Annotated in this window: 13 protein-coding genes; 4 read left to right on the top strand and 9 right to left on the bottom strand. The window is 63.0% G+C overall.

From position 1 onward, the window contains the following. Positions 1-113: 113 nt before the first annotated feature. Positions 114-854 (bottom strand): hypothetical protein, encoded by a 741-nt coding sequence (locus JNO50_RS14620; protein WP_189530400.1) that lies wholly within the window; start codon positions 852-854, stop codon positions 114-116. Positions 855-1,231: 377 nt separating this feature from the next. Here JNO50_RS14620 and JNO50_RS14615 point away from each other — a divergent pair, with 377 nt between their 5' ends. The 4 genes from JNO50_RS14615 (at position 1,232) to JNO50_RS14600 (ending at position 4,460) form a co-directional block, all read left to right on the top strand. Further along, positions 1,232-1,492, top strand: coding sequence for a SemiSWEET family sugar transporter (locus tag JNO50_RS14615; protein ID WP_189530401.1), 261 nt, complete (start codon positions 1,232-1,234; stop codon positions 1,490-1,492). Between the two features lie 428 nt (positions 1,493-1,920). After that, positions 1,921-2,571 (top strand): PEP-CTERM sorting domain-containing protein, encoded by a 651-nt coding sequence (locus JNO50_RS14610; RefSeq protein WP_189530404.1) that lies wholly within the window; start codon positions 1,921-1,923, stop codon positions 2,569-2,571. A 332-nt stretch (positions 2,572-2,903) separates the two neighbouring features. Further along, positions 2,904-3,539: a PEP-CTERM sorting domain-containing protein gene (locus JNO50_RS14605; protein ID WP_189530406.1), complete on the top strand. Its 636-nt coding sequence runs from the start codon at positions 2,904-2,906 to the stop codon at positions 3,537-3,539. 207 nt (positions 3,540-3,746) lie between these two features. Next, positions 3,747-4,460 (top strand): PEP-CTERM sorting domain-containing protein, encoded by a 714-nt coding sequence (locus JNO50_RS14600; protein WP_189530408.1) that lies wholly within the window; start codon positions 3,747-3,749, stop codon positions 4,458-4,460. Positions 4,461-4,508: 48 nt separating this feature from the next. On the opposite strand, the gene JNO50_RS14595 is transcribed toward JNO50_RS14600, so the two are convergent. From JNO50_RS14595 to phnG, 8 genes are all read right to left on the bottom strand, one after another. Next, positions 4,509-6,560, bottom strand: a complete 2,052-nt coding sequence (locus JNO50_RS14595) for a M3 family metallopeptidase (RefSeq protein WP_189530409.1) — start codon at positions 6,558-6,560, stop codon at positions 4,509-4,511. 68 nt (positions 6,561-6,628) lie between these two features. Continuing rightward, entirely contained in the window at positions 6,629-7,774 is a 1,146-nt protein-coding gene (locus JNO50_RS14590; RefSeq protein WP_189530411.1) for an alpha-D-ribose 1-methylphosphonate 5-triphosphate diphosphatase, read from the bottom strand. A 26-nt stretch (positions 7,775-7,800) separates the two neighbouring features. Next, positions 7,801-8,499 (bottom strand): phosphonate C-P lyase system protein PhnL, encoded by a 699-nt coding sequence (gene phnL, locus JNO50_RS14585; protein ID WP_189530413.1) that lies wholly within the window; start codon positions 8,497-8,499, stop codon positions 7,801-7,803. Between the two features lie 25 nt (positions 8,500-8,524). Next, positions 8,525-9,301 carry a phosphonate C-P lyase system protein PhnK gene (gene phnK, locus JNO50_RS14580; RefSeq protein WP_189530415.1) on the bottom strand — a complete coding sequence of 259 codons (777 nt, stop codon included), beginning with the start codon at positions 9,299-9,301 and terminating at the stop codon, positions 8,525-8,527. Then, positions 9,298-10,131 carry an alpha-D-ribose 1-methylphosphonate 5-phosphate C-P-lyase PhnJ gene (locus JNO50_RS14575; protein WP_280530235.1) on the bottom strand — a complete coding sequence of 278 codons (834 nt, stop codon included), beginning with the start codon at positions 10,129-10,131 and terminating at the stop codon, positions 9,298-9,300. Before JNO50_RS14575 ends, phnK begins: the two co-directional genes overlap by 4 nt. Continuing rightward, a complete protein-coding gene (locus tag JNO50_RS14570) occupies positions 10,128-11,216 on the bottom strand; it encodes a carbon-phosphorus lyase complex subunit (RefSeq protein WP_189530417.1) in 1,089 nt (362 codons plus the stop codon). The genes JNO50_RS14575 and JNO50_RS14570 overlap by 4 nt, the downstream gene beginning before the upstream one ends. After that, positions 11,207-11,809, bottom strand: coding sequence for a phosphonate C-P lyase system protein PhnH (gene phnH / locus JNO50_RS14565; RefSeq protein ID WP_189530419.1), 603 nt, complete (start codon positions 11,807-11,809; stop codon positions 11,207-11,209). The genes JNO50_RS14570 and phnH overlap by 10 nt, the downstream gene beginning before the upstream one ends. Next, positions 11,806-12,258, bottom strand: coding sequence for a phosphonate C-P lyase system protein PhnG (gene phnG, locus JNO50_RS14560; RefSeq protein ID WP_189530421.1), 453 nt, complete (start codon positions 12,256-12,258; stop codon positions 11,806-11,808). Before phnG ends, phnH begins: the two co-directional genes overlap by 4 nt. Positions 12,259-12,315 lie beyond the last annotated feature (57 nt).

Below are 12,315 nucleotides of genomic sequence, written 5' to 3'. Positions count from 1 at the left end.
CTTTTTCGTGGTTCGTGTTTCCGTTCGTCCTCCTCAAGCCTCTGTTTTATGGCCCTATCTGTAATTTACAGCCGGCATTCATGCGAATGCCTTGATTGAATTTTCGTGACTCTTCAAGACCAGCAGAATTTCTCTTGGGCATGCCATTCCCGGCGCTTTTTCTGAAACTGTTCGAGATTCTTCGCATCATCCAGAAATTGCTGTTCTTTTTCGCTGAACGTTTTGAGATTGGCAATGGATTGCTTCAAATTCTCGGCGCGATCGCCGGGCAGGGCGGGAAGCTGTTTGAAAAACAATGGTGCGTACGGATGCTGCTCGACCCAGGCAATCGCTCTCATTTTAATGTCGCGCTGCTTGGCGATATCGCAAAAAGCATAGCCATTGATGGTTTCGCCCCCGAGGAGGACAAAGGCGTTGCTGGCCTCGGCGGCTTGTACGAGGCCCGGGGCTGTCATGTCGAGTACCTGCAACAGGGTTGCATAACGGTTTTTCGCCACATAGAACCAAAAAACCGCGTCGTCACGCAAGCCCACGTCGTAGAGACGGAAGGCCAATGCCATGATGGTCATTGGCGTGATGCGTTCAGGGTTGGCCTCAATGGCGTCACGGACCGCCAGGATGTCCTCCTGTTTGCCGGATGGCAGGCGTTGATCCGCGATGCCATACCCGACATTCACGGACGGACGTCCCCCAGGCGATGAGGCCGATTCGTAGTAGGGCAAGACGTAGAGGCTGATCTGTTTGACCGGCATCACCACGGCCGAAGCGGCACTCGTTTCTTTTGGCACGTTTTGCGCGGTGGCCGTGGAGTGCATCAGCACAATGGTTAGCGGTACGACAATTCGTCTGAGCATGGTGAGTTCCCGTTTTCAGGGGGAGTGAATGGAACGGGGTTGCCTGGTTTTCGTGCCGGGCACCTTTAAAGGAATGCCGGCCAGGATGAATATCAACGACTTTGCTTATGGCATAATTTTTGTATGAAAATAATACCATTATAAATAAGCCGGAACGCATCCATTCATGAGTGGGTGACGGCTCAAGCCGTCATCCGCCTTCTGTGGCCTGTTTTGAACTCTCCGGCCAGAGCAAAAGTCCTGCCTGCTTGATCAAGGTTTATCATCGCCATGTACCGAAGGCATGGCCTTGGCAGGGGGACGTTAAAGCAAAGCGGGCTGGCCCGGAGCGAATCCGCGAGGTATTATCCAAATGTACTGACAAAGTGATAATAAAAATGTCCAGTTGGATTATCGAAACGATTGGAAGCGCGGCGGCCGTCCTTGGCACCCTGTGCTGGCTTCCCCAGGCGGTTCGCACGATTCGGACCAAAGACACCAAAAGTCTCTCGCTGTGGAGCAATGTGCTATTGCTGGCGACGGTTGTGCTGTGGTTTGTTTACGGTCTGGCATTGGGCGCATGGCCGCTGGTCATCGCCAACTCGATATCGATCGTGCTGGTCGGTATCATCGTGTTCATGAAATGTCTGCACGGATGAACTCATGCCCCGACCCCTTTCGGGGCGGGCGCCGTCCCCTGCCTTGATGCTTCGCTCCGGCCGTTCCTCCGCGTCCCGCCGACGGATTTTTTGCCTGACACAAAGGTCAGGAAAGCAAGGGTTGCAACGGCCAATTCCCGCCAAAATTAAAGTAATGACTTGTAGATGAATGTTGTATTTGATATTGAGTGCACAAATGCAACTTTTTTTGGGGCGGGTTCCCAGAATTCTATTTGTACGTCGTTTTCTATGTGATAACTTGCGCGGTGCTGTTATCCCTCTTCATGTCGTTATAAAGAGAACCACCCATGGGATAACAGCGGATGGAGCATGCAGCCCGGTTCGCCCGCTGCACGGCGATGTTGCAATCGTCGGGTGCTTGACACCCCGGCCCATCGTTATTGTTGGAAACTTATAAGGACAAAACGATGAAACTTGCAAAACTTGTGATGGCGCTCTCGCTCGCCTCGCTTGGCACGGCCGCTTTGGCCAGCACCCACCAGGTAACCCTAGGGTTTGAAAACGTGTCCGGAGCGTATTCCGGCGCGATGATCAAGGACGTCAACCCGAGCTACGGCGGATTGAAGTGGAGTGATTCCTTTGGTGTGGTTCGCGCCAGCGATATCCCCAATTCCGGCTACGACTTCGGCGCGATCGGTGACTGGGTCGGCTTCAGCAGCGCGGGAAACCCCGTCTCGTTCGGCAGCAATGCCGGCCAGCGTTTCACCTTCTATGGTCTGTACCTGGCCTCGGCCTGGTACTCCAGCGAAAACGTGATCGTGACGGGTTACCGCAACGGCGTGGCCGCGTACACCTCCACCGTCAACGTGACCAACGATGGCGACCGTCTGCCGCTGCTGTACCAGTTCAACTGGAAAAACGTCGACAAAGTATCGTTCAGCGCCGTGACGGCGGGGTTCGGCCACCAGTTGGTCTTCGACAATGTGCAGCTTTCCGGGTTTAGCCCGGCTCCCGCGGTTCCCGAGCCGGAGACCTACGCGCTGATGGGGATCGGCATGGTCGCGGTCGCGCTGAAGATGCGTCGCGGCAAGAAAACCGCCGCCGCCCGCCTCGCCTGATCCGGTTCGGCTGTTTTCGGCAACCCCGGCATACTGCTCAAGCGGGTGCCGGGGTTGTTTTTTGTACCGAAAGCCTCGGCCGGCAAGTCGTTGCCAAGGATTTGGTGCATAAATGGAACCATGGTTGTATGATAACTAGTAGTCGATGCTTCAAAACTGGCTTATATGATATGGTTGCCGCGTCAATGGTCCTGCATGTATGTCAACTAGGTTAGAAGCGACGGTGATGGATGGAGCATGCAGCCCGGTTCGTCCGCTGCACGGCGATCTGTGTCGTCGGGTGCCCGACACCCCGGCTCATCCTTGGTGCTGACATCACGAGGGATTTGACGATGAAGACTGCAATCGTGGTACCTGCCTTATGCCTGTGCGCGGCGGCCTTGCCGGCGCACGGGGCCCTGACCGATTTCGAACATGTTCCCGGAGCCTACGATCACGCTCCGCTCAGCCAGGTGGCGCAAGGGTATGGAGGCGTGAACTGGGGCGCCGATTTTTTCCTGAAGAAAAGCAATAGCTGGAACGGCGGCGCTCACGCCCTCGGCCGGCTGGGCAACTGGGTGCTGGCCAGCACCGCGTCGGAAAACTGGATCATGCCGAATATCGGCGGCAACAGCTATTCCTTCGATTTCACCGGTGGAGATTTCGCCAGCCTCTCCCAGGGCGGTACGACGTTCACTCTGGTCGGCTACAGGAGCGGCGCCCAGACCTGGTCGCAGCAGATCCATGTCGGCACCAATCCGCAGTACTTTGCCTTCAACTGGAAAAACACCAACGGTGTCGTCATTTACGTGAACGACGGGGATCAGTTGATTCTGGACAATCTGCGGCTCAGCCCGCTCGCCACAAGCCGCATGCTGGCGCCGGCGATACCCGAACCGGAAACCTATGCGTTGATGGGGCTTGGCCTGGCGTCGCTGCTGCTGAGGCGCCGGCTGCGCTCGCCCGCGTTTCCCCATCCTGCCCGATAACCCTAGCGGCGCTCCGGCGTCGCCAACCGCGGCGGCCGGTGCCTGCCCGCGCCGAGCCGGGAAGTGGGCCTGCCGTATTCGTGGATTGCGTGCATAACGGTGCCCATGGCTCTATGATGAATAGTACTCCCCGCTTCGGGCCGGTCGACCGGGCATGACTGCTCCAACAGGTATCCCGTATTTCGGCCCGGCTCGCGGCGGAGATGGATGATGCATGCAGCCCGGTTCGTCCGCTGCACGGCGATCTGTGTCGTCGGGTGCCCGACATCCCGGCTCATCCGTGGTGCAGACATCACGAGGGATCTGACGATGAAGATTGCAAACGCACTGCCGGCGCTGTTGCTTTGCGTGGCGGCGTTCCCGGTGCATGGGGCGGTAATCGGTTTTGAACATATCCGCAACGCGGCGGACCGCATTCCGCTCAATCAGGTGGCGCCAGGCCACGGCGGGGTATCCTGGGGTGCGGACTTTTTTTTGATGAAGAGCGGTGCCTGGAGTGACGGAGCGCATTCTCGGGGACGCCTGGGCGACTGGGTGCTGTCCTCCACCGCAGGGGAAAACTGGATCATGCCGAATATCGGGGGCGGCAGCTATTCCTTCGATTTTGCCGGCGGGGATTTCGCCAGCCTGTCAAAGGGCGGAGCCACGTTCACCCTGGTCGGCTACAAGGGAGGTTCTGAAACCTGGTCGCAACGGATCCAGGTGGGCACTCGCCCGCAGTATTTTGCGTTCAACTGGAAGGAAACCAGTGGCATCGTCATTTATGTTAACGACGGCGACCAACTGATTCTCGATAATCTCAGATTGACCCCCGCTCCCGGCGCGCCGGTGCCGGAGCCGCAGAGCTATGCCCTGATGGGCATCGGTTTGTCCGCGCTGTTGTTGCGGTTCGCTTTGGGTCCTGCGCGCAATCGGGCGTGACCGCCGAGGCCCCTTCGCCGCGCGGCGCAGGAGCCTCGTTCATTTCGCTCAGGCCTCGATCAATCCCCTGGCGATCAGCATTGGACGAACTTGCGGATCCCTGCCGCGGAAGGCGCGGTAGGCGAGGGCCGGATCCTGCGAATTGCCGATGCGGTAAATGAAGCGATACAGGCGTTCGGCGGTTTCCGCATCGAACGGGTCGCCGGCCTCCTCGAAAGCGGCGTAACCGTCCGCGTCCAGAACCTGAGCCCACAGGTACACGTAATACCCGGCCGCATAGTACGGTCCCGAGAAGACATGACGGAAGTGGGGCAGGCGATGCCGCGGGGTGATCGCCGGCGGCATGCCGATCCGCGCCAGTTCTTCCCGCTCGAAGGCCGCGAGGTCCAGTCCGGACGGATCGGGATGCTGATGCAGGGCCAGATCGAGCAGGCCGCTGGCCAGGTATTCCACCGTTTCGAAACCCTGATTGAAACGGCGCGCCGCCTCCATGCGGTCCAGGAGCGCATCCGGGATCGGTTCGCCGGTTTTGACATGGCGCGCGTGTTTTTTCAGCAGGTCGCGGTTGAACGCCCAGTTCTCGAAAATCTGCGAGGGCAACTCGACAAAGTCGCGCAGCACATTGGGTCCCGACAGCTGTTCGAAAGTCACATCGGAGAGCATGCCGTGCAGGCCGTGTCCGAACTCGTGGAACAGGGTACGCACATCGTCCGCGCTCATCAGCGTGGGCTGGCCTTCCGGCGCCCGGGCCAGATTATTGTTGTTGACCACGATGGGAACAACGCGTTCGCCGCCAAGGCGCGACTGCTCGCGGAACAGGCTCATCCATGCACCGCCGCTCTTGTTGGCGCGGGCGAAGTTGTCGCCGATGAACAGGGCGATCAGCCGGCCGTCGCGATGAACCTCCCAAAGCCGCGCGTCAGGGTGATACAGCGGTACGCCCGTCTTTTCGGTGAAGCTGACTCCGAACAACCGTCCCGCCGCATCGAACATCGCGTCGATCATCCGCTCCAGCGAGAAGTACGGCTTGATTTCGCTGTCGTCCAGATCGTAACGTTCAAGCCGGACTTTCTCCGCGAGATACTGCCAGTCCCAAGGCTGGATATCGGCCGGCTCGCCGAGCCGCGCGGCCATGGCGGCGAGCTCCGCCGCCTCGTCTCGCGCTTTCTGTTTCGCGGGCTCCCAGGCTTGCCGCATCAGATCCGCGGCCGCTTGCGGCGTGCCGGCCATATTCGCTTCGATCGAGAAATCGGCGTAGCTGGCATACCCCAGCAGCGTCGCCAGCTCCTTGCGCAGAACGAGAATCTCCCGGGCAAGCGGCGCATTGTCGCGCTCCCCGGGGTGTTCGCCACGCCGGCTCCAGCCCTCGAAGGCCGCCTTGCGCAGGTCGCGGCGGCTGGAATAGGCCAGAAACGGCATCACCAGAGAGCGGGACAGAGTGATGAGCCACCCTTCGACTCCCCGTTCCTGAGCGGCCGAGCGCGCCGCATCCCGGACAAAGTCCGGCAAACCGGCGAGCTCCTCCTCACCGGATAAAACCAGCTGGAAGGAGGTTTCGTCGCCGAGGACATTCTGGTCGAAACGCGTGGTCAGTTCGGCGAGGCGTTCCTTGATGGCGGCAAGACGCGCCCTGTCTGTCTCCGGAAGGCGCGCCCCGGCACGCACGAAATCCTGATGCACCACTTCCAGCAGACGGAACTCTTCGGCCGTCAACGCGAGCTTTGCGCGTTGCTTGTAAAGCGCGTCGATACGCGCGAACAGCGCCTGGTGCAGGTAAATGGCGTTGCTGTGGGCCGCCAGGCGCGGGGCCATGGTCAACTGCACGGCTTGCAGCGGCGGCGGGTTGACCGAGCCGGTCAGGTTGTCGAACAAGAGGGCGATGCGCTTGAAGCGGCGGCCGCTGGCGTCGAACGCGGCGAGGGTATTGCCGAAGGTCGGCGCGTCGGGGTGCGCGCCGATGGCGTCGATTTCCCGCCGGTGTTCGGCGAGCGCCACGTCGAAGGCCGGAATGAAATGCTCCGGCTTCACGCGGTCGAAAGGCGGAAGGCCGTAAGGGGTATCCCACGGCTGCAGAAGCGGGTTGTGTATGGTATCGCTCATGGCCAGATTGTGTGCTGATGTGATGACGAAAGCATTGTATACGCTGTTGCCGATACCTGTCTCCCCGATCAAAACACCCGCTCGCCATCTTTCCAGACGGTTCTGATATGCACGAAGTCGCCGGCATGCCGTGCACGCACCAGATCGGCCCGCAGCCCGGGGGCCAGCCGGCCGCGGTCGGCGAGCCCCGCTGCGCGGGCGGGCGCCGATGTCACCGTGGCGATGGCGCGCGGCAGACTCCAGTCCGCTTCCCGCACCAGCCGGTAGGCGCCGTCCAGCAGACTGACCGGCACATAATCCGAGGACAGGATGTCCAGCAGCCCGGCGCGAGCGAGTTCCACGGCGGCGACATTGCCGGAGTGGGAGCCGCCGCGCACGACATTGGGCGCGCCCATGATGGTGGCGAGTCCCGCCTCGCGCGCCGCGCGCGCCGCCTCCAGCGTGGTCGGGAACTCCGAGAGGCTGACGCCGTCGCCGACGGCTTCCCGGATATGGGCGGTGTCGGTGTCGTCGTGGCTGGCCAGCACCAGCCGCCGCTCGCGCGCGATCGCCAGCACCGCCTGTTTGTTGGCATGCGCGTAGCGTGCCTGTTGGCGCTTGCGTTCCTTGACCGCCTCAAGAAAGGTGTCGTCGTTCCAGGCCACGTGTTTTTTCGCGTAATACTTGCGGTATTGGTCAAGATCCCGGTACTGGCGCTGCCCCGGGGTATGGTCCATCACCGACACCAGACGGACCGCCGGATGGTCGACCAGCTGCGCCAGGGTGGGCACCAGCTCGGGCCAGGCCAGTTCGCAGCGCAGGTGGAACAGGTGATCGGCGCGCAGCAGACGGCGCTCCATGGCATCGCAAATCGCGGCGAACGCGGTGTGGAGCGTGTCGATGCGCACGCTCTCGCCCTCCAGGTCGCCGACCGACAGCGCATCGAACACCGTGGTGATGCCGCCCGCCACGCACTGGGCGTCGTGCGTCGCCACGGCGGGCAGGATGGGCCAGAACACACCGTTGCGCGGCATCAGGTGTTTTTCCAGATTGTCGGTGTGCAGCTCGACAAGGCCGGGCAAAAGATCGTCCCCGCCGCAATCGATGGCGTCCGGATGGGAGACGGGGCGGTCGGAAATGGCGAGAATCCGCCCGTCACTGACGGTCAGGGTGCCGGTCATGACGGTATCGTCGAGAACCAGGCGGGCATTGGTAAGAACCAGGGTATGGGACATGGTGTGCATTCCTTGTTGGCGGCCCGTCAGGCCGAAGCCGTGATGACCGGAACGTCGAACAGGCGGTCGGCGACCGCGTCGCGGGTCTCGGCGTCATGGAAAATGCCGACCAGCGCCGCGCCGCGCGCCCGGGCTTCGCGGATCAGTTCGACAACCACCCGGCGGTTGCCGGCGTCCAGCGACGCGGTCGGCTCGTCCAGCAGCAGAATCGGGCGCGGCGCGATCAGACCGCGGGCGATGTTCACCCGTTGCTGTTCCCCCCCGGAAAACGTCGCCGGCGGCAGAGTCCACAGCCGTTCGGCGATGTTCAGCCGGGCGAGCAGCGAGCCTGCGGCGAGGCGCGCCTCGGCGAGGTTCGCACCCCGTGCGAGCAGGGGGTCCGCCACCAGGTCCAGCGCCGGCACGCGGGGAATCGCGCGGAGGAACTGGCTGACGTAGCCAATGGTTTTTTCCCGTACCGCGATCACCGTGCGTGGCGACGCGCGCGCCAGATCGATCCACTCCCCTTCGTGAAGGATGCCGAGCCGTCCCTCCTGAACCAGGTAGTTGCCGTACAGCGCCTTGAGCAGCGTGCTCTTGCCCGCGCCGGAAGGGCCGCACAGCGCCACACATTCGCCACCCTTCACGGTCAGCGAAACATCTCCGAGCACGGGGATGGCCAGCGCGTTTTGCTGGTGAAGCACGAATGTCTTGGCAAGATGGCTTGCCTCTATCAGAACCGTCATGGTTGTCGCTCGTCAGGGTCCGGGCTCATGCCTGGACAATCGAAGAAACCAGCAATTGCGTGTAAGCGTGCTGGGGGTCGTCGAGAATCTGGTCGGTCAGGCCGGCCTCCACGATCCGGCCCTGGCGCATCACCACGGTGCGGTGGGCCAGGAGCCGGGCGACGCCCAGATCGTGGGTGACCATCAGCACCGCGAGCCTGTGTTCGCGCACCAGGCGGCGCAACAGATCCAGAAAGCGCGCCTGCACCGAGACATCGAGTCCGCCGGTGGGCTCGTCCATGAACACCAGGGACGGGGAAGTGACCAGATTGCGCGCGATCTGCAGACGTTGCTGCATGCCACCGGAAAAGGCGGAGGGCGGATCGTCGAGCCGCGCCGGATCGATTTCCACGCGCTCGAGCCACGCGGCGGCGGTGGCGCGCAAGGTAGCGTAGTGCCGCTCGCCCAGCGCCATCAGGCGTTCGCTGATGTTCGCGCCGGCCGAGACCGTCATGCGCAGCCCGTCGCGAGGGTTCTGGTACACGTGACCCCATTCGCGGCGGGCCAGCAGGCGGCGTTCGGCCGGGTCGATGCCGGCCAGATCGTGCCACTGGCCGTGCCGGTCGCAAAACCGCAGCCGGCCCCGGGAAGGCTCGAGGCGGCCGGCCAGCGTGTTGAGCAGGGTGGATTTGCCCGAACCGGATTCACCGACAATGCACAGCACCTCGCCCGGATAAATGTCCAGATCGATGTCCAGACAGCCCAGTCCGTTGTCGTATTGGTGACTCAGTCCACGGGCGTGGAGGATGGGGGTCTCGTTCATGCCTCTCCCCGGCGCGTCGCGCAATAGTCGGTGTCCGAGCAGACGAACAGGCGCGAGCCCGCGTCGTCGGTGACGATTTCGTCAAGGTAGCTGGCGGTGGCGCCGCACAGCGCGCAAGGCGTGTCCCAGCGCTGCGTCTCGAAGGGATAATCCTCGAACGCCAGGCTTTCGACACGCGTCCAGGGGGGAATGGCGTACAGGCGCTTTTCCCGGCCGGCGCCGAACAGGCTCAGCGCCGGACTGCGGTCAAGGCGCGGGTTATCGAATTTGGGAATGGGCGAGGGCGAGGTCAGGTAGCGCCCGTTGACCATCACCGGGTAGTCGTAACTGGTGGCGATATGCCCGTAACGGGCGATGTCTTCGTACAGTTTGACGTGCATGAGACCGTAGTCCCGGTGGGCATGCATCGTGCGGGTTTCCTGTTCGCTGGCTTCCAGGGTGCGCAGCGGTTCGGGTTCCGGTACCTGGAACACCAGGATCTGTCCCGCCCTCAGCGGGGTTTCGGGAATGCGGTGACGGGTCTGGATCAGGGAGGCCTCGACTGTGCGCGTGGTGGTGGCGATACCCGCCACCTTCCGGAAGAACTGCCGGATATTGACCGCGTTGGTGGTGTCGTCCGCGCCCTGGTCGATGACCTTGAGCACATCGTTCCGGCCGATCAGGCTGGCCGTCACCTGAATGCCGCCCGTGCCCCAACCGTAGGGCAAGGGCATTTCGCGGCTGCCGAACGGCACCTGGTAGCCCGGGATGGCGACAGCTTTGAGCAGTCCCCGGCGGATCATGCGTTTAGTGTTTTCATCGAGAAAACCGAAGTTGTAGCCGAGGCTCATGATGGCGTTTTCTCCTGGTGGTTCGCTTCGCGCCGCAAGGTGCGCAACAGCGACAGCTCCGCCTGAAAATCCACGTAATGAGGGAGTTTGAGGTGCTGCACGAAGCCGGAGGCTTCGACGTTGTCGGTGTGATAGAGCACGAATTCGGCATCCTGGGCGGGGGCCACCGTCTGTTCTCCCAGTTCCCCGGCGCGCAAGGCGCGGTCGACCAGCGCCATGGCCATGGCCTTGCGCTCCCCTTCGCCCACCGCCAGGCCGTAACCTCGGGTGAATTGCGGCGGCGCTGTCGCGCTGCCGGCGAACTGGTTGATCATCTGGCATTCGGTGACGGTCAGCCCGCCGATGTCGACGGGAAACCCGAGTTCGGGCACGTCGATGACCAGTTCCACCTCGCCCATGCGGATTTCTCCGGCGAACGGGTGGCTTTCGGCATAACCGCGCTGGGTGGAGTAGGCAAGTCCCAGCAGAAACCCCTCGTCTCCACGCGCCAGATTCTGCAGGCGAACGGCGCGTCCGGCCGGAAACATCAGGGGGCGGAGGGTCAGATCGTACGGCGCCGGATCGCCCTGTGGCGGTGTTTCTGCCTCCAGCAGTCCTTCCTGCTCCAACGTATCGAGAACAGGAGGCAGCTGTCCGTCGGCGCATTCGCCGCGGACCGGCTCGGGCAGGGCGGAACCCGGCGTCGCCAGGGCGGGGTCGAGGAGCCGCTGGGTGTAGTCGGCGGTCGGCCCCAGCCGCTGTCCGCCCGGCACGTCCTTGAAGGTGCCCGATACGCGGCGGAGCACCTGCATGTCGCGGGTCCGGATCGGATGGGTGCGGCCATATCGCGGCAAGGTGGTGCGAAAGGCGCGCAGCAGGAAGATGGCCTCGACCACGTCGCCGGACGCCTGCTTGAGCGCGAGCGCCGCCAGATCCTCGTCGAACAGCGCGCCCTCTTGCATGACGCGATGCACGGCATGGCGCAATTGTCCGCGGATCGCCGGCAGATCGAGCTCCGGGATCCCCGGGTCGCCGCGGCGCGCCTGAGCGAGAAGCCCTGCGGCGCGGCCGATGGCGGTTTCTCCGCCCTTGACGGCTACATACATGAAGATTCCTCCTGACTTGGGCGCGTGCTGCGCGGCAGTCCGGCAAACGTGTCGCCCGCCGTGAAAAACACATCGATACCGTGCGGGAACGCGGTGTTCGCGTTTCGCCACTGTGTCCAGAACACCTCGTCGCAGCCTTGCGCCTGCAGGCGTCGCGGATGTTCGAAGCCGGGACCGTCGAACACCGGGCCCATGCCGGGACAAAAACCGTTCACTTCGCAAATCACCGTGGCGGAGCGGTCGGGAAAACGCGAGTCGCCCCGCTTGAGCGTGGCCAGATCCGGCCGCCTGGCGTCATCGCCGGCGGCGAACAGCACGAAATCGGCGTCGCTCGCTTGCCCCGCGAAACGCACGCCGGTGTGAAAGGTCAGCCAGGCGCGCGTGCCGTCGTCCAATGGCGGCACCCACAAGGAAACTTCCTGATCGAGCAGCGTGAGCAGCAGCGCCGCGCAGGCCGGCGACAGATCCGCCGGGCAGGAGGGGGTGACGCAGAGCGTCACGACGCGCATGGGTTCGGCCAGCGCGCCGAGCGCCTGGCGGAAGATTCGCTGGCTGTCGTGAACCGGATCGGAGAAAGCGGGACCGAGCATCATTCCCCCCGCACCATGGTGAAGAACTCGACTCGCGTGGCGGCGGCCTCTTCAAGGCGCGCCCGGCGCCGCGCATCGAAAGCGGCGCGCAGCGGTTCGACCACCTCGCGCATCAGGGTATCGCGGTACCCGGGATCCTGCAGGAGCGCATCGGCGATGGCGACATTCGCCGCATGGTCCGTCTGGCTGCCTTTGACATAACCCTGTCCGATGAACTCCCCCAGCCGGACGGAGGCGCGGCTCACGGTCACCTCGCCGAAATTGAAGCGCTCGCCGCTGCCGCCCGCGCGCGCTTCCACCATCATCAGGCCGGTTTCGGCGCGGCGCAGCCAGTTGAGCCGTTCATCCGCCGGGCGATGAGGGGACAGGCGCGTTCGAAGTTCGGCCGGTTCGCTGCGGGCCAGTGTGCCCAGCCAGTTCTGGCGCTGGGCATCGGGATGTTCCTGGGGCATGGGCGGTTCCTCCGCTTCAAGAAAAATTCATATAAACGTATAGACGAATGCATCATA

The organism is Paludibacterium paludis (assembly GCF_018802605.1).
Lineage (GTDB): Bacteria > Pseudomonadota > Gammaproteobacteria > Burkholderiales > Chromobacteriaceae > Paludibacterium > Paludibacterium paludis.
Note: the sequence above shows the minus strand (reverse complement) of the source record. Positions and strands in the feature narration are given on the sequence as shown.

What these genes read in the sequence shown, in the direction of transcription:
- JNO50_RS14620 (WP_189530400.1), bottom strand. Translation starts at nt 854, where the DNA reads ATGCTCAGACGAATTGTCGTACCGCTAACCATTGTGCTGATGCACTCC.
- JNO50_RS14615 (WP_189530401.1), top strand. Translation starts at nt 1,232, where the DNA reads ATGTCCAGTTGGATTATCGAAACGATTGGAAGCGCGGCGGCCGTCCTT.
- JNO50_RS14610 (WP_189530404.1), top strand. Translation starts at nt 1,921, where the DNA reads ATGAAACTTGCAAAACTTGTGATGGCGCTCTCGCTCGCCTCGCTTGGC.
- JNO50_RS14605 (WP_189530406.1), top strand. Translation starts at nt 2,904, where the DNA reads ATGAAGACTGCAATCGTGGTACCTGCCTTATGCCTGTGCGCGGCGGCC.
- JNO50_RS14600 (WP_189530408.1), top strand. Translation starts at nt 3,747, where the DNA reads ATGATGCATGCAGCCCGGTTCGTCCGCTGCACGGCGATCTGTGTCGTC.
- JNO50_RS14595 (WP_189530409.1), bottom strand. Translation starts at nt 6,560, where the DNA reads ATGAGCGATACCATACACAACCCGCTTCTGCAGCCGTGGGATACCCCT.
- JNO50_RS14590 (WP_189530411.1), bottom strand. Translation starts at nt 7,774, where the DNA reads ATGTCCCATACCCTGGTTCTTACCAATGCCCGCCTGGTTCTCGACGAT.
- phnL (WP_189530413.1), bottom strand. Translation starts at nt 8,499, where the DNA reads ATGACGGTTCTGATAGAGGCAAGCCATCTTGCCAAGACATTCGTGCTT.
- phnK (WP_189530415.1), bottom strand. Translation starts at nt 9,301, where the DNA reads ATGAACGAGACCCCCATCCTCCACGCCCGTGGACTGAGTCACCAATAC.
- JNO50_RS14575 (WP_280530235.1), bottom strand. Translation starts at nt 10,131, where the DNA reads ATGAGCCTCGGCTACAACTTCGGTTTTCTCGATGAAAACACTAAACGC.
- JNO50_RS14570 (WP_189530417.1), bottom strand. Translation starts at nt 11,216, where the DNA reads ATGTATGTAGCCGTCAAGGGCGGAGAAACCGCCATCGGCCGCGCCGCA.
- phnH (WP_189530419.1), bottom strand. Translation starts at nt 11,809, where the DNA reads ATGATGCTCGGTCCCGCTTTCTCCGATCCGGTTCACGACAGCCAGCGA.
- phnG (WP_189530421.1), bottom strand. Translation starts at nt 12,258, where the DNA reads ATGCCCCAGGAACATCCCGATGCCCAGCGCCAGAACTGGCTGGGCACA.